The following is a 21119-nucleotide window of genomic DNA, read 5'->3' as shown; positions in this document are numbered from 1 at the left end:
ATCTACGCTTTTTTCGTCCGTTATTTATCCGACAAGTTTCACGACAATATAAAAAAAGATAGGCTAATATTATTTTTCAAACACGCTCAACCAAGGATGGAATATGAGTATCGCTAAGGTCTACAGCCGCGCGGTGACAGGTATACATGCCCAGTCAGTCACCATAGAAGTGCATTTATCGAATGGTTTGCCCAGTTTGTCGATTGTGGGGATGCCTGAAACCGCAGTCAAAGAAAGTAAGGACAGGGTTCGTTCTGCTATTTTGAACTCACAGTTTAATTTTCCTCAGCAACGCATCACCATTAATTTAGCACCCGCTGATTTACCTAAAGAAGGCGGGCGATTTGATTTGCCTATTGCGTTAGGAATACTCGCGGCATCAGGGCAAATTCCCTTAAAAGCGATTGCTGACAAAGAGTTTATTGGTGAATTAGGTCTGGCCGGAGAGTGTCGTTCTGTACGTGGTGTTTTGCCAACAGCACTCGCCACTTCTGCTGCTAAACGTATTTTGATTTTACCCTCAGCCAATGCCAGTGAAGCGGCGCTAATTGAGCAATGTCAGTGTTTTGGTGCGGATAGCTTGCTGGCCGTATGTGCTCATTTGCACGGACAGCAATTTTTGAATCTGGCCGAAATACCGGATGATATATCAACTGAACCTGAGTATCCGGATTTGATTGATATTCGTGGGCAGTCACATGCGCGTCGTGCTTTAGAGATTGCAGCTGCAGGTTCACACAGTCTTCTTTTTTGTGGACCACCAGGAACCGGCAAAACGATGCTGGCCAGCCGACTGCCCGGAATATTAACTTCCATGTCAGAAGCTGAAGCCATGGAAACAGCCGCAATACATTCTATCGCCTCGAATGGTTTTGATCCGGCTCAATGGCGTCAGCGGCCATTTCGGTCACCGCATCACACTGCATCAGCCGTGGCATTGGTGGGCGGTGGCAGTCAACCCAGACCGGGAGAAATATCGTTAGCGCATAATGGCGTACTTTTTTTAGATGAACTGCCCGAGTTTGACCGCCGCGTATTGGAAGTACTGCGCGAACCGATAGAATCTGGCAAAATCTCGGTTTCAAGAGCGGCACAGCAGGCGGAGTTTCCAGCGCGTTTCCAACTTGTCGCAGCGATGAACCCTTGCCCTTGCGGCTATCTTGGCGAGTCGCGTTGTCGATGTACAGAAGAGCAAGTTCGTCGCTATCGTGCTAAAGTCTCCGGCCCGTTACTGGACCGAATCGACATGCTGGTCGAGGTACCTGCAGTGGATAAACGTTTATTACGAAATCAAGCGGCTGATGCTACTGCAGAGCATTCTGAGCAGGTTCGCCATCGAGTAGAAAAGGCGCGCCACAGACAGCTCGACAGGCAGGGTAAAGCGAATAATTTGCTGGAACAAAAAGAGATAGAGGAAGTTTGTCTGTTGACTGAACAAGATTATCAACTGGTAGAAAAAGCGATTATTCGTCTGGGCTTATCAGCCCGTGCCTATCATCGCATTTTAAAAGTCGCCAGAACGATTGCTGACCTTGCTGGAAGTCGTCAAATACAAACTGAACATCTTAGCGAAGCCATCAGCTATCGCCGGCTTGATGTAGGTTATTAATGTCCATATGTTTCACGTTATCACTGAGTGGCAACACTCGGTTGTTCATGTTGTTTTTCAGAGGCGTTGATGCTGAATGATCTTAATCCGCAGCAGCAGGAAGCTGCGCGTCATATAGATGGACCTCTTCTCGTTTTAGCCGGTGCCGGTAGTGGTAAGACGCGAGTTATTACCCGAAAAATTGCTTATTTGATCGAGCAATGTGGCATTTCTGCAAAAAATATCGCTGCGGTGACTTTCACCAATAAAGCCGCACGTGAAATGAAAACCCGGGTTTCTGAACTCATGGCCAGTCGCCAAAATTCGGCGGCAGCACGTGGTTTGATGGTGTCGACTTTTCATACCTTGGGATTAAATATTCTGCGCCGTGAATATAAATCGCTGGGCTATCGCAGTGGATTTTCTATTTTTGATGCGCAAGACAGTCTGGCGGTTTTACGTGATCTGATGGGGCGTGATTTTGCTGCCGATAGTGAACACGCTGAGCAAGTGCAGTGGCAAATTTCAGAATGGAAAAACCAGCTGATTCTGCCTGAGAAAGCGATGCAAATTGCCGAAGCCGGTACCCAGATGGCTGCGGCGAAAGTGTACCCGCTTTATACCGCTGCTTTGCAGGCATACAACGCGGTTGATTTTGATGATCTGATCCTCAAACCCGTGGTGTTATTCCGTGAACATGATGATGTTTTAAAAAAGTGGCAGGCACGTATTCACTATCTGTTGGTGGATGAGTATCAGGACACCAATGGCTGTCAGTATGAGCTGGTTAAACAACTGGTCGGTATACGGGAAGCACTGACCGTGGTGGGGGATGATGACCAGTCGGTGTATTCATGGCGTGGTGCAAGGCCAGAAAATCTGGCGCAGTTACAGACCGATTATCCGCGTTTGAAGCTGATTAAACTGGAACAGAATTATCGTTCCATGAGCCGTATTCTGCGTGTCGCGAATACCTTGATTCGTAATAATCCCCATGTGTTCGAGAAGCAATTATGGAGTGCGTTAGGTGAGGGCGATCCGATTCGGGTTATTGGTTGTCGTGATGATGATCATGAGTCGGAAAAAGTCGTCTCTGAGCTGCTTTATCACAAGCTGAAACATCAGGCGAATTTCAAGGATTACGCGATTCTTTATCGTAGTAATCATCAGTCCAGACCGATTGAACGTGTATTACGTGAACATAATGTGCCTTATTTTCTAACGGGCGGGACGTCGTTTTTCTCACGGATTGAAGTCAAAGACATCATGGCCTATCTGCGCCTGCTGGCCAATCAGGATGATGACAATGCCTTTCTGCGGGTCATTAACACCCCGCGTCGTGGTATAGGTTCAAGTACATTACAAGCTCTGGGTAATTATGCTTCTGAACGTAAGACCAGCTTGTTCGGTGCCTGCTTTGAGATGGGCCTGGCAGAAAAGCTGCCTGAAAAAGCCATTATCAACCTGACGCATTTTGCTAATTGGCTAGTCGATATTGCTGACCGGGCAAAACGTGGTGATTTAATGAGCGCCATTCGCGATATGGTGGAAGAAATCGAATATCGCGGCTGGTTGGAAGAAACCAGTGGTGATCCAAACAAAGCCGAACGCCGCATGGATAATGTGCTTGAGTTACTGAGCTGGATCGAACGTATTATCGAAAACGACACAGAAGAGAAAAGTATTGGTGATATTGCAGCCAGACTGACATTGATGGATATTCTGGATCGTCAGGAAGACGAAAATCAGGCCGACGCCGTGCACTTGATGACCTTACATGCAGCAAAAGGTCTGGAGTTTCCTCATGTATTTATGATTGGCATGGAAGAAGAAATTCTGCCTCATCGCACCAGCATCGAAGAAGGCACCATTGAGGAAGAGCGCCGCCTGACCTATGTCGGCATTACCCGAGCCCAACGCAGTCTGGTCATGACTATGGCCAATACGCGTAAACGCTATGGCGAAAAGATGGAGTGTGAGGAAAGTCGTTTTCTTCGTGAACTACCGTCTGATGATCTGATCTGGATGTCTGAAAAAACACAGGCGGATCCGGAAGAACGCAAAGAGCGCGGTAAAGCCCACTTATCGAATATCCGTCAGATGCTGAAATAAAAAAAGCCCGGTTTCAAACCGGGCTTTTTATTTTATGCCATACGACGCAGGGTATCGTCTTTTCGAATAAAGTGGTGATAAAGGGCGGCACCAATATGACCAACCACCAAAATGGCAAGTACGATAGCTAATATTGAGTGTAACTCGCCGATGTCATGTGCCCACTGTACTTTATCAGCTGGCTTTTCGATGAGTACCTGACCAAATACTTTCACCGGATAACCATGACCATGAATATAGAGTGCGCCGAGCGGTGGCATGGCAATCAGGCAGAAGTACATGATGCCATGAACCGTTTTTACCAGTTTACTGTTGGCACCTTCAATAATCGGCCGTTGGTTTTTTTGTTTCATGCTCCATAACAAACGCAATATGGCGAGAATCATAATGATTGCACCTATCGAGACATGATAGGGACCGAATGTATCCCCCAGCCAATGTTTACCATCGTTAATCCGGTCAGCAAATTTGAAGAATTGCTGGAAAACCAGAACAGCCACTAACCAGTGGAAAAAACGGGTGATACTTCCGTAACGGTCTATTGAATCATTTATCATTTCTCTCTCCTTTGTGAAAACCATCGCTAGGACAGAATTATCAATAGGGATGTTCCGATTATTCGGTTTTTTTGTTAAAGAGACGATTGAATAATTTTGTCTAGCTGGTTGGCAAATTGCATTCTGTCACGATGATTAAATGCGTTTTGACCGCCGGTATCCACACCACTTGAACGCATGGTATCCATAAAATTACGCATGGTGAGACGGGCGGCAATATTACTTTTATCCATTAACTCACCACGGGGGCTGAGACAGATGCCACCGCGGTCGATGACATCATTGGCAAGTGGAATATCAGCCGTAATGACTAAGTCTTTCGTCTGGACACGGCTGGCAATTTCATTGTCGGCCATATCAAAACCGGAGGCGACCTGAATAAACTGGATCTGGTTATCTGCCGGTACCTTAATAGCGTGGTTAGCAATAAAGGTAAGTGGTAGCGAGGTGCGTCTTGATGCCCGAATCAGGATTTCTTTGATAACAGCCGGACAGGCGTCTGCATCGACCCAGATATGCATTACTGCTCCTGATCAGATTTATTGAGTGTACGTTTTTCTTGTCTGACTTTGATATGAAGTGCTGCCTTTGCCATCAAATGTGCGCTGACCGGGGCTGTGATAAATAAGAATAAGGTGACAAGGATTTCATGCAGGCTGATATCACCTGTTTTCACACTGAAATGAATAGCCGAAGCGACCAGCACTGCACCAACGCCGAGTGTGCTGGCTTTGGTGGGCCCATGTAAACGCATATAAAAATCAGGTAGCTTAAACAAACCTAATGAGCCAACCAGTGTGAAAAAACCACCCAGAATAATCAGAATAGATAATAAAATTTCTAACATGGTTTATTCCATAATGTCGCCGCGAAGCAGATATTTACTGAGAGCGAGTGTGCCCATAAAGCCCATTAGGGCAATCAGCAAGGCGGCTTCATAATAAAGATTACTTCGCAGAAAAATGCCCAGCAGGATAAGCAGCGCAATAGAATTGATATAAAGCGTATCCAGAGCCAGGATTCTATCTGGCACGCTAGGACCGATAAGAAGACGATACAGGCTCAATAAAAGAGCTGTACAGACCATAACACAGGCAGTAATGATGGCGATATTCAGCATTAGTTGAAAATCTCCTTTAACGGTTTTTCAAAGAGCTGTTTGATTTCATCAATGGTGCTTTGGGCATCATCAATATGTAAGGCATGAATCAACAGGCTTTTCTGATCTTGAGACAAGTCACAGGTGACCGTGCCAGGTGTCAGAGAAATAGTATTGGCAAGAATACTGATAGCTAGCGGTGAGGTTAAATCCAGGGGGATTTCAACAAAGCCTGGTCTCAGTCTGTCTGAAGACATCAGAATTAAGCGCGCGACATGAATATTGGCAATAATGATTTGCCAGAGCACGGAGGCAAAAAACTTCACCATTAGCCATGGTCGACGGACACTAATGCGTTCTTCCCAAAATCCGGCACTAAACCATGGAATAAAGATCGCGAGAAGTCCTCCCAAAATCATCTGACCAGCAGAAAGGGTATTGTTCAGTAATAACCAGATGACCCATAACGCTAGGGTCAGAAAAGGATGAGGAAAGCATTTACGCCACATCTTATTTTCCTCCCTGATAGGCTGGCTGGCTCATCACCGCATTGATATAGCTTTGATGATTGCTGAGTTGTGAAGCCACGCTTTGGGTAAATTCAGAGATGGGGCCGGCAGCGATGACTAAGACAGGACTGGCGAACACTAAAATTAATGCCATAGCCGTGGCACGAAGATTTAACTTCTCACCATCGTTATCCAGAGAGCTGTCTACCTGATAAAACAAAATCGAGCCGGAGCGCGCCATTGCCATAATCATCAATAAACTGCCCACCAGAATAACGGCATAAATCCAGGTACTGAAAGCACTACTCATCGCGGCTTCCAAAATCATGACTTTGCCAATAAAACCTGATAACGGTGGCATGCCGACAATGGCAATCGTGGTAATGAAAAAGATAGAACCCAGGAAAATAGCCTGTTTGATAGGGGCGCCCGCCCGCAATCTATCTGAATACGAGCCTCTTGCTCTGGCTATGATGTCTGCCAATAGGAATAAGCCAGCACCAATCAGCGTGGAATGAATGAGGTAGTACAAAGTCGCAGCCATAGCATCCGTGGTGTTAATACCGATACCGATTAATAAAGTGGCTACCGAGGCGAGAATCAGAAAAGCTGTTTGTTCTTTTAATGAACGAGCGGCATATACACCCAAAACGGCCATAGCCAATGTCACCAGCCCAAGCGTTAATACCACATCGGCATGCAGCCCAGCTAAAGCGCCTGCTTGCTCTGAAAATAAGGTGCCGTGAACCCGAATAATGGCGTATAAACCTACTTTGGTCATAATGGCAAATAAAGCGGCTACCGCAGCTGACGTATTTGCGTAGGCTCCGGGCAGCCATAAATAGAGTGGGAATATGGCCGCCTTGATGCCAAATACCACCAGAAGCAGCAGGCCAGCTGCTGCGACAATACCCTGGTCCATCGAATCCAATTGAGCGATATGTGTCGACATATCGGCAATATTGAGTGTACCCAAAATGCCGTATAACGTACCAACCGCAAACAAAAACAAGCTGGAACCGACCAAATTAATCACTACATAGTGCAGTCCGTCTTTGGTTCGCAGACGACCGCCGCCATGCAGCAATAAACCATAAGAAGCTAATAACAATACTTCAAAGAAGACAAACAGATTAAATAAATCACCTGTCAGAAAAGCCCCGTTTAATCCAAACAGTTGTATTTGATATAAGACATGAAAGTGTTGCCCATTTTTGTCGGTATTCTGGCTGATGGCATAAGCGAGGGCAACAACAGCCAGAATAGACGTCAGCAATACCATCAGGGCTGACAGTTTATCCAGTACCATCACAATGCCAAACGGTGCTGTCCAGTTACCCAGTAAATAAACAGAATAGCCACCACTATTAGCAATGGAGACCGTATAAATACTCAGTAACAGCAGGGCAGCAGTAAAAAACAGACTGAGTAGGCGTTGTAAGACTATTCCTTTAGGGCGGGCAAATAAGGTCAATATGCCGCCTACTAAAGGTAATAGAATGAGTAGGATAGGAAGCTGAGACAGTATCATTTTGATTGGCCTCCAGCTGTTTTCTTCTCTTGTTCCTCAGCCACATAACTCATGCCATCGACATGGTCATTACCCAATTCGCTACGTGCTTTTAAAGCCAGAACGATAAGAAACGCCGTCATACCAAAGGCAATCACAATCGCGGTTAATACCAGTGCCTGAGGTAGTGGATCGGTATATTTTGTTGTTTCAGCAGAAATAATGGCGGCTTCGCCAATCTGTAAGCGGCCCATGACAAATAAAAATACATTAACGGCATAGGAAATTAGTGTTAACCCGAGTACCAGAGGAAAGGTACGGGCACGAAGCACAAGGTAGACACCACATGATGTCATGACACCTATCGCGATGGCGACTAACCACTCCATCTATTTTTTCTCCTGTTGAGCTAAACTGTGTGATGCATGACTGAGCTTACCCAGTTCGACCAGAATGAGGACAGTGGCGCCGACCACAACGAGGAATACCCCCAAGTCAAAGACCATGGCGCTGGCGATTTCAAATTTACCGACAATCGGCCACGTCAAATATGTGAAGGTGGTGGTCAGGAATGGGTAAGACAAGAACATAGCGGCCAAACCAGTGACAAAGGCAGCGGTTAATCCGACAGCAATCACCTTATGCATATCCACTTTAATTCTGGCATTGGTCCAGGCTATACCGTTAGCAAGATATTGTGAAATCAAAGCCACAGCAGCGATTAAGCCTGCGATAAAGCCACCCCCTGGCAAATTATGACCACGCAGGAAAATAAACACCGCCACCATTAACATTAATGGGAACAGCAGTCTGGTCAGTGTTTGCATGATGGGAGGATGGGGATCATGGCTCGATTCACGACCGTCTATATCACGTAGTGGTGCTGGAAGTTTCAGGTTTTCCAGTAAAGCAAAAATACCCAGGCCAGCAAGCGCCAGTACCACGATTTCACCTAATGTATCAAAGCCACGGAAATCGACCAGAATGACATTGACCACATTCGTACCACCGCCTCCCGGTTTACTGTTCTCAAGGAAGAAACCTGAAATGGTACTGTAGTCACGCGTCATTACCGCCATAGCTAATAACATCACCGTGACACCGGCAGAAACAGATAAAACCAAATCACGGGTCAGGCGTTTATGACTTCTTTCCTGAGGACTGTGCTGAGGCAAGAAAAACAGAGCCAATAAAAGAAGCACAATGGTGACAACTTCGACTGATAACTGAGTTAAGGCTAAATCAGGTGCTGAGAATTTCACAAAACCCAAAGATACGATCAAACCAATAACACCGATAATAATGAGTGCTACCAGTCGGTTATGGTGCATCACAGCCGTTAGAATGCTCGCCACAACCAGAATGCCAACTTGGATCATGGTGAGCAGGTTAGCATCCAGTAAGTTTCTGTCACCAAACAGTGGACTATCAAATTGTAAAAAGCCATATAAGGTCGCAGCGACACCGGATAACAATACCCAGCTGATGGCATTTTGTAAGGAACCACGATCGAATAGACGACTGATTTTACCGCTCGATACTAATAAACCATGTGTGACCCGGTTGAATAGTGTTTTCGCATCCAGACGGGGTAGGTTTGTATCATGCCAACGGAATAATTTTTCACGGTAGAAATAAACAATCGCGCCGAAAACCAAAGCAATAAAACTCATCAATAGCGGAATATTAAAGCCATGCCAGATGGCCAGACTGTAGTCCGGCGGTACCCCTTGCAGACTAGCTGCCACAGCCACAGTCAAAATAGGGGCGACGATTAATACGGGCATCATTCCTACCCCAAGACAAAGCAGTACCAGAATATCGACAGGTATTCTCATAAAGCGAGGGGGCTCATGCGGTGTTTTAGTTAATCCCTGAGGTTCACCATTAAAGAAGACGTCGTGGATAAAACGCAGTGAGTAAGCGACTGAGAACACAGCACCAAAGGTTACAATAATGGGGATGGCCCAGCTTAATGTATGGTGGTCCGTAGCCGTTAATGCCTGTTGAAAAAACATTTCTTTACTGAGAAAGCCGTTCAACAGTGGTACACCTGCCATGGCAGAGGCTGCAATCATCGCCAGTACGGCAGTGTGCGGCATATATTTTAATAAGCCGTTAACTCTACGCATATCACGCGTGCCACACTCATGATCAATAATACCTGCCACCATGAATAATGACGCTTTAAAGGTAGCGTGATTAATAATATGGAAAATCGCGGCGACAGCAGCCAGTTTGGTACTAAAGCCAAATAACAGGGTAATCAAGCCCAGATGACTTATGGTTGAATAAGCTAAAAGGCCTTTTAGATCGTGTTTGAAAAGGGCCGTGTAAGCACCTAGTACCATCGTTATCATACCGGCACCACCTACCAGCCAACCCCACGCTTCAGTACCTGACAGTACTGGAAACAGTCTTGCCAGAATAAAAATACCGGCTTTGACCATGGTGGCGGAGTGTAAATAGGCTGATACAGGTGTAGGGGCCGCCATGGCATGTGGCAACCAGAAATGAAATGGGAACTGTGCTGATTTGGTAAAGACCCCTAACAGAATCAAAACTAAGGCTGTCAGGTAATGTTCATTTTGACGAATCAAGTCGCCTGAGGCTAAGACATCGGTCAGATTAAAACTACCGACCATATTGCCAATCATTAACACACCAGCCAGCATAGCCAAACCACCAGCACCAGTGATCGTCAGCGCCATGCGGGCGCCATCACGTGCATCCTGACTGTATTGCCAATAGCTAATCAATAAAAATGAAGTAAGCGAGGTTAATTCCCAGAAAATGACCAGCTGAATTAAGTTTTCTGATAGCACAATGCCTAACATTGAGCCCATAAACATAAGTAAATAGGCAAAAAAACGGCCCATGGAGTCCTGAGCCGATAAATAATAGCGTGCATACAAGATGACCAGTAGGCCAATCAGTAAGATCAAAAAGCTAAACAGTAGAGAGAGGCCATCAAGACGGAATGCAAAATCTAATCCGAGCGTAGGTAGCCATGACCAGCTTTGAATTAAGCTTTCATTATTAAAAGGAATATGCACAGCTGGCATTAATGTCAGCAGGGATAAAAAGGTGACAGCACCCGCGACCCAAGCTGAAGCGACACGATTGAACCTAGCAGCCCATGCGGCAATCGGTGCGCCTAGAAAAGGTATCAGAGCAACTAAAGGTAAGTTGAACGTCAATAAATTCATTGATTTTCCTGTTATCTAACGGATGCTCGTTTACTGTATTTATACATGAAAAAGCACTGTCGAGCAGTGCTCGACAGTGCTTTTTTTATTCATTAATGGCCAAAGGTTATTTTGATTGTGACACCATATAATCAACAGCTGCCATGACAGCCTCGTCACTCAGGTCGGCACGACCGCCTTTTGCCGGCATCATATTGAAACCTTCAATAGCATGTTTGTGCAAAGTATCCATACCTTTTTCAATACGTGGTGCCCAGTCTGCAGCATTACCGATTTTTGGCGAGCCCATTAATCCAGCGCCGTGACATGCCGCACAAACCTGTGTCACGATTTGTTGACCGGGTCCACCAGCAGTGTCAGATTCTTCTTCAGCGGCGGGGGCTTGTACTGCAGGTGGTTCACCGATGTTAACTTCAGCAACAGGTTTGATGCGCTCAGCAACAGCATCTTCTTCCATACTGGCAGGGGCTGTAGCGTCTTTTCCTAATTCGAGGGAGTTATTCAGGATGACTAACACTAAACTGTAAAGTGCCAATATGGTGACGATACTACCGATAAAAAATTGACCAGATTTCTTATTCATTACTAACCTCTGCTGATTTTAAATAATGGCGATGATTATACGGTTAACGAACACGCTGCGCTACGAAAAGCGGCAGAAAGGATTAGTCCTCTATAGCAGAAAGGCTTATTTTCCCTATCGTTCTACCCGTCAATAATAATTGATGAGCTTGCTCAATATTGCTGGTAGAAATCGGCCCCAATGTGTGTTTGTGAGTACATTTGAGTATTTTATTATCAAGCATTTCTGAGACTTTATTGAGGAGATGGTGTTGCTCGATCATATCGGCTGTGTGGTACATCGGTCTGGCAAACATAAACTCCCATACGATCCCTGCACTTTTATTTTTTAATTTATCAATATTGTGATGCTGCTGGCTGGTGACAACAAAACAAATCAGACCTTGAGGGGCTATTAGGTCAGTTAACTCTTCGTAATAGGGATCGGTGTCAGCCAGACATAAAATATAATCAGGAGCCGGAATATTTAATGTTGAATAATGTTCGCTTAATTGCTGGTGATTAATCACATGATCTGCGCCCAGCTCGTAACACCAGTCGATGGATTCCTGACGTGAAGCTGTAGCAACCACATTGAGCTGGCCTACCTGTTTAGCAAGTTGAATCGCAATTGAGCCCACGCCACCGGCACCGCCAACAATCAGGATGGTTTTGCCTTTATCCAGATCAGCCCGGATCCGCATTCTTGAAAATAAAGCTTCCCAGGCGGTAATACTGGTGAGTGGCATTGCTGCTGCTTGTTCTGCACTTAAGTTCTTGGGCGCTTTACCAACAATACGTTCATCCACTAACTGGTGAGAAGCATAACAGCCCTCACGGGTGACATCTCCTGAGTAGAAGACTTTATCACCGGTTTGGAATAAATCGCACTCACTGCCTGTATCGATAACAGTGCCACATGCGTCCCAGCCAATGATTCTGGCTTGCTCAACCCCATCACCCAGACTGGCTTTTATTTTTGTATCCACCGGGTTGACGGCAATCGCATCAATTTTAATCAACAGGTCGCGGCCTTTTGCTGTTGGTGTTTCGCGTTCGATGAGTTGTGCTTGTCCATTGGCTTGAAAAAATCCGTAGGCTTTCATATTGCTATTCTCCGTGATGCATTAAGACATTGATGAACTGAGAGAGAGAATTAAGTTGATCTGATTTTATGACAATAATTGTTTAAGCGCGTTTAGATAGGTTTCTTCTGATGGTGGAATACCATCTCGTTGTGCTTGCCATATGGACTCAGCCAGACAGTCCATCATCAGATGGTCACAGTGGTGCTGATCCTGTTTGATAACCAGTAATTGCCGATAAACTTCACGAATACCAGTGGGCCTGTCCGTTTGGATTTGCTCATGCAATGCCAGATGTAATCCCATATGTAGGTATGGATTGGTATCACCTGCTTCCACAAAGTAGTCCTGATGGATATTTTCTGGCTGGTTAAATAAGGGGTGATATTCTGGGTGTAGTTCTATGATATGAGCGATGTGTTTCTCAAGCTCAGATAAGGGCTGTCCTGAGTGACTTTTTGCCCAGACATCAAAATAGACTTGTCTGATTTCTTGTCTGTTTTGTCCAAACATCATGACACTGAGCGTGACTGACGACGTTGCTGATCGCGATAATAGTCACAGTATTGAGTAACGCAACAGGTATCACATTTTGGTTTACGTGCGAGACAAACATAGCGACCATGCAGAATGAGCCAGTGATGCGCATCTAACAGATATTCTTTGGGCACGACTTTCATCAGCTTGTCTTCAACGGCTTTAACGGTTTTACCTTTTGCCAGACCGGTTCTGTTGGAGAGTCGGAAGATATGTGTATCGACGGCAATAACTGGGTGTTTAAAAACGGTATTCAGAATGACATTAGCAGTTTTTCTGCCGACGCCAGGCAAGGCTTCAAGTGCTTCCCGATCTTCAGGTACCTGGCTGTCATGCTGCTCAATCAGTCTTTTGCAGGTTTTAATGACATTTTCGGCTTTGCTATTGAATAAACCAATAGTTTTTATGTACTGCTTTAAACCGTCAACGCCGAGGGCCAGAATTTTTTCGGGGGTATTGGCGACGGGGTAGAGTTTGTCGGTTGCCTTATTGACACCCACATCGGTGGCCTGAGCAGACAAAATAACCGCAATCAATAACTCAAAAGGCGAAGAATAATTGAGTTCAGTGGTGGGCGCCGGATTGTGTGCTTTTAGCGTGGCAAAAAAATCACGCCGTTGAGCCTGATTCATTTTAGCTACTCGTTGCTACTTCAGCCGAAGCTTCTACTTGGACTGTTTGTCGTTTACTGAGTCTGGCATCAATCACGTTTTTTAATGCGACGATTAATCCCAAACCAATAAATGCACCGGGTGGTAATAAGGCTAGTAAAAAACCACGGTAATCATCAATCACCGTAATACTGAAATTTTTCGCTACATCACCAAACATCAACTCTGCCTGAGAGAAAAGGGTGCCCTGGCCGATAAGTTCACGCATGCCACCCAGTACAACTAATACTGCGGTGAATCCTAAGCCCATCATTAAGCCATCAAGCAGGGCTGGACCCACAGAATTTCTGGCAGCGAAAGCCTCAGCCCGACCAATAATCGAACAATTCGTCACGATTAACGGAATAAAAATACCCAGGATTAAGTACAGATCATGAAACCAGGCATTCATTGATAATTCGATAACGGTCACAATCGAGGCAATGATCATCACAAACACGGGGAGTCGCGCTTCATCAGGAATCTGATTTCTCAATAAAGAGATAAAACCGTTGGAGGCAACCAAGGTTAATATCGTCGCTAAGCCTAATCCTAAACCGTTGATGACAGTGTTGGTGACGGCAAGAAGGGGACATAAGCCCAGCAACTGTACCAGCGCCGGATTATTCTTCCACAAGCCTTCTTTAACTATTTGGTAATAAGGATTCATGATTTTTCCTCATTTTGGGCAAATAATGCTTCACGATGATTTTTAAAATATTCCAGTGAGGCTTTAACAGCTCTGACGACAGCCCTTGGAGTAATGGTGGCCCCGGTAAATTGATCAAAAGCCCCGCCATCTTTTTTGACTTTCCATTTCGCTGATGAAGGGTTTTCTAATGACAAACCTTCAAACTGTTTAATCCAGTTTGAACGACTGGCATCAATTTTATCACCTAGTCCCGGTGTTTCTTTGTGATTAATAACACGGACACCAGCCAGAGTACCATCGTTATAAATCCCCACTAACATTTTAATTCGACCTGAGTAACCATTAGGTGCAACAACGGTCAGCACAACCGCCACCGGCTGGTTCTGTTTACGGGCACGGTACACTTGTGTAGTTTCTTCCGTACCCAGCTCTTCGGTTTTAGGCAGTGCTAGAGTGTCTTGCAAAATAGCATTATCGTATTGCTCATGCGGTATTAAGGTGTTTATCGCATCCAATAATGCCTGGCGTTCATTTTCCTTGATTTGCTGACGAGTATTTTGCTCTGTAAAAGCCACCATGGTTGTCGCCACGATAGCAAAAAGACCAAGAACGGCGCCTACTCTTAATACATGTTTTTTGAAATCAGCCATTATTTCGTGGCCCCGTAGACTTTGGGTTGTGTGTAATAATCGATCAAGGGTGCCAGCATATTCATTAATAAAACAGCAAAAGCAACACCATCAGGATAACCACCCCAGACACGAATAATGTAGGTCAACGCTCCAACCCCAGCGCCGAATACTAATCGACCTTTCACTGTGGTGGAACCGGAGACAGGATCAGTGGCAATAAAGAAAGCGCCAATCATGGTGCCACCGCTCATCAAATGAAACAGGGGGGAACCCGTTATTTCTGGTGCGAATAAATAGGTAACGCCGCTCAACACAAACATCGTACCAATCATGGCAACAGGCACATGCCAGCTGATAACGCGACGGTATAGAAGATAGAGCCCACCAACTGCAAACCAGATATTGATCCATTCCCAGCCAAGTCCACCTAAACTGCCAAACAGGTTCTGATTCACAATATAAGCGGGTGCAATCGATTGTCCTATCTGGGTTTTCATCGTATCCAGTGGCGTGGCACCGGACACGGTATCAGCAACCCAACCGACATTGGTCTGACCATAAAAAATCAATTGAAAGGCGGAATGTAGGTCAAGGGGAGTATCTGTCAGTGATTCAACAGGTAACCAAGTTGTCATTTCAAGGGGGAAGGAGACCAGTAACAGTACATAACCTATCATCGCCGGATTAAACGGGTTATACCCCAGGCCACCATATAGGTGTTTGGCAAACACGATCGCAAACAAAACGCCAGTCACGGTTAGCCACCATGGCGACAGTGGCGGGATAGCTACGGCCAGCAGTATGGCGGTAACGGCAGCACTACCATCCGTAATAAACGGTTTAACAGGACGTTTGCGAAGCTTTAATAAAATGGCTTCCGCTAATAATGCTACAGTCAGCGCTAAACTTATATTGATTAAAACCGCTGGGCCAAAAAAATAGACCATAGCGGCTATCGCTGGAATCATCGCAAAGATGACTTGCAGCATTTGCATGGTGACGCGGTTAGTGCCTGCCAAAAATGGCGGACTCATTCGGAATATCGCCATTTTTACTCTGTCTCCTTATTATCCGCGTCAGCCGTTTCTGCAGTCTTTTCTTGTTGTTCTTTTTTGGCTTTTGAGGCTGCTAGAGCGGCTTTACGCTGACGTTGACGTTCTTCTTTCTCGCGTTGTTCACGTTCTAACCGTGCCTGACGAGTTTCAAAGCGATCTCGGGCAAGATCTGATTTCTTACGCTCACGCTCCTGATTCATAATCTCTGTTTTAGCAAAGCGGAAATAAGAAACAAGCGGAATTTTACTTGGGCAGACATAATCACAGCAGCCACACTCAATACAATCGAATAAATTGTAATCGCGGGTCTGGTCAAAATCTTTTGCGCGTGAATGCCAATAGAGTTGCTGAGGCAGTAAGCTGGCAGGGCAAGCACTTGCACAATCTCCACAACGAATGCATGGCAAGGGTTCTTGTGCCGGAGCAGCATCATCTACACCAGCAAGAATACAGTTTGCTGTTTTTGTCACTGGCAGGTTATCACCTGACAAGCTAAAGCCCATCATCGGCCCACCAAGAATAAAGGCTTCATCCGGTTCCCGTTTCGTTTCGGCGTAAGCTAAAACTTCTGAGATAGGGGTACCGAACAGGGTTTCAAAGTTACCGGCATGGGTCACATCTTTACCGGTGACCGTCACGATTCTTGAAATTAAAGGTTCACCGTGGTGAATAGCACGACCCACCGCATAAGCCGTTCCCATATTGTGGCTAACAATACCTAAATCGATAGGCAAACCATTGCTGGGGACTTCTTTACCCGTTACCACTTGAATAAGCTGCTTTTCACCACCGGTTGGATAGCGTGTTGGAACAACAACGAGCCGGGTATTTTGCAAATGTGGTCGAGATGCCAAAGCCAGTTCCATCGCTGAAATGGCTTGCGGTTTATTATCTTCTATCGCCAGGATGACTTCGCGAGCCCGAAGTGCATATTGCATGATTTCGACGCCATCTATAATGCCGTCAGCCCGTTCACGCATCAGCATGTCATCGCAGCTGATATAAGGCTCACATTCTGCCCCATTCAGTAGAAGTGTTTCGACGGTATGGTGCACGCCGGGGTTGAGCTTGATAAAGCTAGGGAATCCCGCGCCGCCAAGTCCCACAATGCCAGCATCGCGTACAATTTGACGAATCTCATGGGCAGAAAGTGAGCGGTAGTCTTTTACCGGATGACGTTCTACCCAGCAATCTTCCCCATCTGTTTCGATGGTGATGCAGGGTGCTGTCAGACCTGATGGATGCGGAATAGGCTGATCTTCAATAGCGATAATGGTGCCTGAACTTGGCGCATGTAAACAGACCGAAACATGACCATCGGCGCGAGCAATTTGCTGACCTTTAAGCACCTTGTCACCCACTTCGACAATAGGAATGGCGGCACTACCAATATGCTGTTGCAGCGGTAAGGTCAGCCTTTTAGCTAAAGGTGTTTTACGGATAGGTGTTTGCGTTGACCGCTTTTTATGACCGGGTAATTTCAAGCCACCTGGAAAAGAACCTAAGGTTTTTGTCATATTCTTTCTCCACGCTCCAGTTGGACGTGAGAAGGATCTGGCCAGCGCCAGGTATTGGGATTAGGTGTCATTTCAACCATATCAATACAATCCACCGGACAAGGCTCTAAGCATAGTTCACAACCCGTACACTCATCGGCGATAACCGTGTGCATATGTTTTGCTGCACCCAAAATCGCATCGACAGGGCAGGCTTGAATACATAAAGTACAGCCAATACAACGTTGTTCATCAATCACCGCAAGCATTTTGGGTTTTTCGACGCCACATTCTTCATCAAGTGGTTTTGGTTCAACATCCAATAGATCGGCAAGCGCTTGAATGGTGGATTCGCCACCAGGCGGGCAACGGTTAATATCCACTTCACCGGCAGCAATGGCTTCAGCATAAGGCCGGCAACCAGCAAAACTACATTGACCACATTGAGTTTGAGGAAGAATTTTATCGATCTGGTCGACAATTGGATCGCCTTCAACTTTGAATTTGACCGATGCAAAGCCTAATAGCAAACCGAGAATCAACGCCAGAAGCGTTAAAGCAATTACTGCAGTCAACATGGGCTTATCCTTTCACCAGTCCGGTAAAACCCATAAAGGCCATAGACATCAGACCTGCGGTAATAAGCCCGATAGCAGCACCTTGGAAAGGAACAGGCACATCGGCTGCAGCAAGACGTTCACGCATACCCGCGAAAATTATCAACACCATTGAAAAACCTAAAGCCGCCCCAAAACCATACAGCGCTGATTCAATAAATCCATGTTTTTCTTGGACATTCAGCAAAGCAACACCCAGTACGGCACAGTTAGTTGTAATCAATGGTAAGAAAATACCCAGTACCTGATAAAGCAGAGGACTTGTTTTGTGAACGACCATCTCAGTGAACTGAACAACTACAGCAATAACGAAAATAAAACTGATGGTACGCAGGAATTCAATATCGAATGGAGCAAGTAGATATTCATTAATCAGATAGCTACTGATCGATGACAGGGTCAACACAAAGGTTGTGGCAAGCGCCATTCCCATCGCTGTTTCAAGCTTACGTGACACCCCCATGAAAGGGCATAGTCCCAGGAATTTGACGAGGACAATATTATTGACCAGTATCGTACTTATGAGTATGAGGGCATAATCTGCCATTTAATAACCTACTGATTTTCTCAGGAATTAGTTGTCATTTCAGCACGGATTTATTTCGGCTGTAAACGGTAATCAGTAATTATAGCTTAAAAAGCATGAATATCGAAGCTATAGCAATGATATTAATGCGTTATCTGTGAGCAACTTATCAGACAAATCAACAATGATGTTACGCATCAATATGCTTTATTGTTCTCGACGTTGCCGAACTGCCTGAGCCAACTCTCTGAGAAGATCTTCTGTGTTGTCCCAAGCCATACAAGCATCTGTGATACTTTGTCCATAGACTAACTCTTTACCTGTCTCGGCATTTTGCCGGCCAGCGACCAAGTTACTTTCTAACATTAGTCCGATGATTCGTTTCTCTCCAGCGGCAATCTGGCTGGCGACTTCACGGCACACGGTTTCTTGTTGAATATGATTTTTGCCACTATTGGCATGACTACAGTCGATCATGATTCTGACATCTTGACCTGAACGAGTAATGACATCGGCGGCAGCATTAACACTGTCGTTGTCAAAATTGGGTTCACGGCCACCACGTAAGATAATGTGACAGTCAGGGTTGCCAGTAGTGGAGAAAATGGCGGAACGACCCGCTTTAGTCAACGACATGAAATGATGAGGTTTTGATGCCGAAAGACAGGCATCGACAGCAATTTGCACTCCACCATCGGTCGCATTTTTAAAGCCAACAGGGCAGGAAAGACCGGATGCAAGTTCACGATGAGCCTGACTTTCAGTGGTTCTGGCGCCAATGGCTCCCCAAGAGACTAGATCAGCGATATATTGTGGACTGATTAAGTCAAGATATTCTGTGGCTGAGGGTACTCCCATCTCAGCAAGATCCAGAAGTAACTTGCGGGCGATGTGAAGTCCATCGTTGATCTTGAAGCTGCCATCAAGATACGGATCGTTGATCAAACCTTTCCAACCAACGACTGAGCGCGGTTTTTCAAAATAAACTCGCATGATGATTTGTAAGTCATCTTTAAGTTCTTCGATTAAAGGTTGGAGTCTTGTGGCATACTCACGAGCAGCAAGAGGATCGTGTATAGAGCAAGGACCAACGATGACTGTTAAGCGATCATCGCGTTTGTGCAAAATATCCTGTGTCGCTTTACGAGCATGGAAAACTGTTTCCGATGCCTGATCGGTAATGGGTAATTCCTCATGAAGTTGAGCCGGTGGGATCACTTCTTGAATGCCAGTGATTCGCAGATCGTCTGTGCTGTAGAGCATGGTATCTATGGTATCGATGAAATAAACACAGAATTGTAACCGCTGAAGGCGTTTTGTGCTATCTCAAGCATGTAACAAATAATGATGAGATCCTTCAAACGTGGGTTCGGAACCTGTGGCACACTATATGCAGAAAAACTTATGACTACGGAATAAGTCAAATATATGGCGTTAAGGTTTGGAAGAAAGGATCAACTATGCGGCTGGTAGAGTCATTTAAGCAGGGTCAAGAAAAGCTTGAGTCAATCAATTCAGAAATAAAGAATCGAGTAGAAACAACACTAAAAAGCTGGCCGGAAACCATTAATAAAAAAGTCTCCGATATCCGAAACTTCTCCCTGCCATGGACACAATACTTCCATTTCTTTCATGATAGTGAAGAGCCTGTTATCAATGATATCGAAACGGCTCCTAAGTTAAGTGAGAAGTTTACCGATTTACACAGACGCATTGAGTCGAATCTGGGTGTTGAAAATTACATCGGAGAGTGGTTTCTGGTTGATCAACCTTGTATCGACCAGTTTGCACAGGCCACCGGCGATCATCAATGGATTCACACCGATCCACAAAAAGCGAAAAATGAATCACCGTTTAAATCAACTATTGCCCATGGCTTTTTGACACTATCCTTGATTCCGAAATTGACCGATACCGTTAACCCAGAAAAAAATGATTACCCTGAAGCCAGAATGCTGGTCAATTATGGGATGAATAAAGTAGTTTTCCCTTCACCAGTCAGAGCAGGCAAGCGCATACGGGCTCGAACTCGTATTATTGCTGTAACACCGCTTAGGCGTGGTTTGGAATTAGTGCGTGAAGTCACAATTGAAGTGGAAAATAGTAAGCGACCAGCGTGTATTGCAGAAATGTTATTACGCTTATATGAATAACAATATGAATAACAAAAAAGGCGGTTTTTAATCACCGCCTTTTTATTTTACTGATATGTAATTTCGATCAGAACATTGCACTATTCAGCCAGAGATGAACATAAATACTAGCGGCATAACCCAGAGCAATAGCCCATATCCACTTGATATGGGAGAAGAATGTGTAAATGCCTCTGGCTTGACCCATCACAGCGACACCTGCTGCAGAGCCAATTGATAACAGAGAGCCACCGACACCAGCCGTGAGTGTTACTAACAGCCATTGTCCCTGACTCATATCAGGATTCATTGACAGTACGGCGAACATCACCGGAATGTTATCAACAATCGCTGAGACAATACCGACTAAAATATTCGCGGTAGTTGGACCTAAATCCCCATACATCAGCTGTGAACCAAGGTTTAGGTAACCAATTGTTCCTAAGCCACCGACACATAGAATGATGCCGTAAAAAAACATCAACGTGTCCCATTCTGCTCGTTCAACCTGTTGGAAAATATTAAATGGTTTGCGTCGATCTAAACCTTCCACTTTGACACCTGCTGAGCCTTCTGCATCTGATGTCGTATT

Annotated in this window: 23 protein-coding genes; 3 read left to right on the top strand and 20 right to left on the bottom strand. The window is 45.4% G+C overall.

The features are described 5' to 3' along the window. The first annotated feature begins 103 nt into the window (after nt 1-103). Both B2248_RS08835 and rep read left to right on the top strand, forming a co-directional pair. The gene (locus B2248_RS08835) at nt 104-1609 is read left to right on the top strand and encodes a YifB family Mg chelatase-like AAA ATPase (protein ID WP_273181239.1); all 1506 of its coding nucleotides are present in this window, start codon (nt 104-106) and stop codon (nt 1607-1609) included. Nucleotides 1610-1678: 69 nt separating this feature from the next. Next, nucleotides 1679-3700, top strand: coding sequence for a DNA helicase Rep (rep, locus tag B2248_RS08830; RefSeq protein WP_007146393.1), 2022 nt, complete (start codon nt 1679-1681; stop codon nt 3698-3700). Between the two features lie 32 nt (nt 3701-3732). Here the strand turns inward: rep and B2248_RS08825 are convergent, their stop codons facing one another. The 19 genes from B2248_RS08825 to B2248_RS08735 form a co-directional block, all read right to left on the bottom strand. Then, on the bottom strand, nt 3733-4257 hold the full coding sequence (locus B2248_RS08825; RefSeq protein WP_007146392.1) for a cytochrome b: 525 nt from the start codon (nt 4255-4257) through the stop codon (nt 3733-3735). A 74-nt stretch (nt 4258-4331) separates the two neighbouring features. Beyond that, nucleotides 4332-4778, bottom strand: coding sequence for a YaiI/YqxD family protein (locus tag B2248_RS08820; RefSeq protein WP_273181236.1), 447 nt, complete (start codon nt 4776-4778; stop codon nt 4332-4334). Next, entirely contained in the window at nt 4778-5104 is a 327-nt protein-coding gene (locus tag B2248_RS08815; protein ID WP_007146390.1) for a Na+/H+ antiporter subunit G, read from the bottom strand. The genes B2248_RS08820 and B2248_RS08815 overlap by 1 nt, the downstream gene beginning before the upstream one ends. A 3-nt stretch (nt 5105-5107) precedes the next feature. Then, nucleotides 5108-5377: a K+/H+ antiporter subunit F gene (locus tag B2248_RS08810; protein WP_007146389.1), complete on the bottom strand. Its 270-nt coding sequence runs from the start codon at nt 5375-5377 to the stop codon at nt 5108-5110. After that, the gene (locus B2248_RS08805) at nt 5377-5865 is read right to left on the bottom strand and encodes a Na+/H+ antiporter subunit E (protein WP_273181233.1); all 489 of its coding nucleotides are present in this window, start codon (nt 5863-5865) and stop codon (nt 5377-5379) included. The genes B2248_RS08810 and B2248_RS08805 overlap by 1 nt, the downstream gene beginning before the upstream one ends. Nucleotide 5866: 1 nt before the next feature. Next, on the bottom strand, nt 5867-7396 hold the full coding sequence (locus tag B2248_RS08800) for a monovalent cation/H+ antiporter subunit D (RefSeq protein WP_273181231.1): 1530 nt from the start codon (nt 7394-7396) through the stop codon (nt 5867-5869). Next, entirely contained in the window at nt 7393-7764 is a 372-nt protein-coding gene (locus tag B2248_RS08795) for a Na+/H+ antiporter subunit C (RefSeq protein WP_007146386.1), read from the bottom strand. The genes B2248_RS08800 and B2248_RS08795 overlap by 4 nt, the downstream gene beginning before the upstream one ends. Next, nucleotides 7765-10584: a monovalent cation/H+ antiporter subunit A gene (locus tag B2248_RS08790; RefSeq protein WP_273181229.1), complete on the bottom strand. Its 2820-nt coding sequence runs from the start codon at nt 10582-10584 to the stop codon at nt 7765-7767. A 106-nt stretch (nt 10585-10690) separates the two neighbouring features. Continuing rightward, nucleotides 10691-11167: a c-type cytochrome gene (locus tag B2248_RS08785; protein WP_273181227.1), complete on the bottom strand. Its 477-nt coding sequence runs from the start codon at nt 11165-11167 to the stop codon at nt 10691-10693. A gap of 82 nt (nt 11168-11249) precedes the next feature. Then, the gene (locus B2248_RS08780; protein WP_273181226.1) at nt 11250-12251 is read right to left on the bottom strand and encodes a zinc-binding alcohol dehydrogenase family protein; all 1002 of its coding nucleotides are present in this window, start codon (nt 12249-12251) and stop codon (nt 11250-11252) included. A gap of 66 nt (nt 12252-12317) precedes the next feature. Beyond that, nucleotides 12318-12746, bottom strand: coding sequence for a DUF1841 family protein (locus B2248_RS08775; protein WP_273181224.1), 429 nt, complete (start codon nt 12744-12746; stop codon nt 12318-12320). Further along, nucleotides 12743-13399 (bottom strand): endonuclease III, encoded by a 657-nt coding sequence (gene nth / locus B2248_RS08770; protein WP_273181223.1) that lies wholly within the window; start codon nt 13397-13399, stop codon nt 12743-12745. The genes B2248_RS08775 and nth overlap by 4 nt, the downstream gene beginning before the upstream one ends. 1 nt (nt 13400) lies before the next feature. Then, a complete protein-coding gene (locus B2248_RS08765; protein WP_273181222.1) occupies nt 13401-14087 on the bottom strand; it encodes an electron transport complex subunit E in 687 nt (228 codons plus the stop codon). Further along, nucleotides 14084-14719 carry an electron transport complex subunit RsxG gene (gene rsxG / locus B2248_RS08760; RefSeq protein WP_273181220.1) on the bottom strand — a complete coding sequence of 212 codons (636 nt, stop codon included), beginning with the start codon at nt 14717-14719 and terminating at the stop codon, nt 14084-14086. Before rsxG ends, B2248_RS08765 begins: the two co-directional genes overlap by 4 nt. Next, nucleotides 14719-15750 (bottom strand): electron transport complex subunit RsxD, encoded by a 1032-nt coding sequence (gene rsxD, locus B2248_RS08755; RefSeq protein WP_273181219.1) that lies wholly within the window; start codon nt 15748-15750, stop codon nt 14719-14721. The genes rsxG and rsxD overlap by 1 nt, the downstream gene beginning before the upstream one ends. Nucleotides 15751-15752: 2 nt before the next feature. Beyond that, complete coding sequence (gene rsxC / locus B2248_RS08750; RefSeq protein WP_273181218.1) at nt 15753-17273, bottom strand: electron transport complex subunit RsxC; 1521 nt, start codon at nt 17271-17273, stop codon at nt 15753-15755. Continuing rightward, on the bottom strand, nt 17270-17830 hold the full coding sequence (rsxB, locus tag B2248_RS08745; protein WP_007146376.1) for an electron transport complex subunit RsxB: 561 nt from the start codon (nt 17828-17830) through the stop codon (nt 17270-17272). The genes rsxC and rsxB overlap by 4 nt, the downstream gene beginning before the upstream one ends. Nucleotides 17831-17834: 4 nt before the next feature. Next, a complete protein-coding gene (rsxA, locus tag B2248_RS08740) occupies nt 17835-18416 on the bottom strand; it encodes an electron transport complex subunit RsxA (RefSeq protein ID WP_273181217.1) in 582 nt (193 codons plus the stop codon). 186 nt (nt 18417-18602) lie between these two features. Continuing rightward, nucleotides 18603-19658 carry a 3-deoxy-7-phosphoheptulonate synthase gene (locus tag B2248_RS08735; RefSeq protein ID WP_273181216.1) on the bottom strand — a complete coding sequence of 352 codons (1056 nt, stop codon included), beginning with the start codon at nt 19656-19658 and terminating at the stop codon, nt 18603-18605. A gap of 197 nt (nt 19659-19855) precedes the next feature. Between B2248_RS08735 and B2248_RS08730 the strand changes: the two genes are divergently transcribed. Then, on the top strand, nt 19856-20548 hold the full coding sequence (locus B2248_RS08730) for a MaoC family dehydratase (protein ID WP_273181215.1): 693 nt from the start codon (nt 19856-19858) through the stop codon (nt 20546-20548). A 67-nt stretch (nt 20549-20615) separates the two neighbouring features. Here B2248_RS08730 and nhaD read toward each other — a convergent pair. After that, the coding region (gene nhaD, locus B2248_RS08725; protein WP_286722828.1) for a sodium:proton antiporter NhaD at nt 20616-21119 on the bottom strand (504 nt) is incomplete at its 5' end.

Origin of the sequence: Methylophaga sp. UBA2012 (assembly GCF_002335235.1) — a bacterium.
GTDB lineage: Bacteria > Pseudomonadota > Gammaproteobacteria > Nitrosococcales > Methylophagaceae > Methylophaga > Methylophaga thalassica.
This window is presented reverse-complemented; position numbering and strand designations above follow the sequence as displayed.

What these genes read in the sequence shown, in the direction of transcription:
- B2248_RS08835 (WP_273181239.1), top strand. Translation starts at nt 104, where the DNA reads ATGAGTATCGCTAAGGTCTACAGCCGCGCGGTGACAGGTATACATGCC.
- rep (WP_007146393.1), top strand. Translation starts at nt 1,679, where the DNA reads ATGCTGAATGATCTTAATCCGCAGCAGCAGGAAGCTGCGCGTCATATA.
- B2248_RS08825 (WP_007146392.1), bottom strand. Translation starts at nt 4,257, where the DNA reads ATGATAAATGATTCAATAGACCGTTACGGAAGTATCACCCGTTTTTTC.
- B2248_RS08820 (WP_273181236.1), bottom strand. Translation starts at nt 4,778, where the DNA reads ATGCATATCTGGGTCGATGCAGACGCCTGTCCGGCTGTTATCAAAGAA.
- B2248_RS08815 (WP_007146390.1), bottom strand. Translation starts at nt 5,104, where the DNA reads ATGTTAGAAATTTTATTATCTATTCTGATTATTCTGGGTGGTTTTTTC.
- B2248_RS08810 (WP_007146389.1), bottom strand. Translation starts at nt 5,377, where the DNA reads ATGCTGAATATCGCCATCATTACTGCCTGTGTTATGGTCTGTACAGCT.
- B2248_RS08805 (WP_273181233.1), bottom strand. Translation starts at nt 5,865, where the DNA reads ATGTGGCGTAAATGCTTTCCTCATCCTTTTCTGACCCTAGCGTTATGG.
- B2248_RS08800 (WP_273181231.1), bottom strand. Translation starts at nt 7,396, where the DNA reads ATGATACTGTCTCAGCTTCCTATCCTACTCATTCTATTACCTTTAGTA.
- B2248_RS08795 (WP_007146386.1), bottom strand. Translation starts at nt 7,764, where the DNA reads ATGGAGTGGTTAGTCGCCATCGCGATAGGTGTCATGACATCATGTGGT.
- B2248_RS08790 (WP_273181229.1), bottom strand. Translation starts at nt 10,584, where the DNA reads ATGAATTTATTGACGTTCAACTTACCTTTAGTTGCTCTGATACCTTTT.
- B2248_RS08785 (WP_273181227.1), bottom strand. Translation starts at nt 11,167, where the DNA reads ATGAATAAGAAATCTGGTCAATTTTTTATCGGTAGTATCGTCACCATA.
- B2248_RS08780 (WP_273181226.1), bottom strand. Translation starts at nt 12,251, where the DNA reads ATGAAAGCCTACGGATTTTTTCAAGCCAATGGACAAGCACAACTCATC.
- B2248_RS08775 (WP_273181224.1), bottom strand. Translation starts at nt 12,746, where the DNA reads ATGATGTTTGGACAAAACAGACAAGAAATCAGACAAGTCTATTTTGAT.
- nth (WP_273181223.1), bottom strand. Translation starts at nt 13,399, where the DNA reads ATGAATCAGGCTCAACGGCGTGATTTTTTTGCCACGCTAAAAGCACAC.
- B2248_RS08765 (WP_273181222.1), bottom strand. Translation starts at nt 14,087, where the DNA reads ATGAATCCTTATTACCAAATAGTTAAAGAAGGCTTGTGGAAGAATAAT.
- rsxG (WP_273181220.1), bottom strand. Translation starts at nt 14,719, where the DNA reads ATGGCTGATTTCAAAAAACATGTATTAAGAGTAGGCGCCGTTCTTGGT.
- rsxD (WP_273181219.1), bottom strand. Translation starts at nt 15,750, where the DNA reads ATGGCGATATTCCGAATGAGTCCGCCATTTTTGGCAGGCACTAACCGC.
- rsxC (WP_273181218.1), bottom strand. Translation starts at nt 17,273, where the DNA reads ATGACAAAAACCTTAGGTTCTTTTCCAGGTGGCTTGAAATTACCCGGT.
- rsxB (WP_007146376.1), bottom strand. Translation starts at nt 17,830, where the DNA reads ATGTTGACTGCAGTAATTGCTTTAACGCTTCTGGCGTTGATTCTCGGT.
- rsxA (WP_273181217.1), bottom strand. Translation starts at nt 18,416, where the DNA reads ATGGCAGATTATGCCCTCATACTCATAAGTACGATACTGGTCAATAAT.
- B2248_RS08735 (WP_273181216.1), bottom strand. Translation starts at nt 19,658, where the DNA reads ATGCTCTACAGCACAGACGATCTGCGAATCACTGGCATTCAAGAAGTG.
- B2248_RS08730 (WP_273181215.1), top strand. Translation starts at nt 19,856, where the DNA reads ATGCGGCTGGTAGAGTCATTTAAGCAGGGTCAAGAAAAGCTTGAGTCA.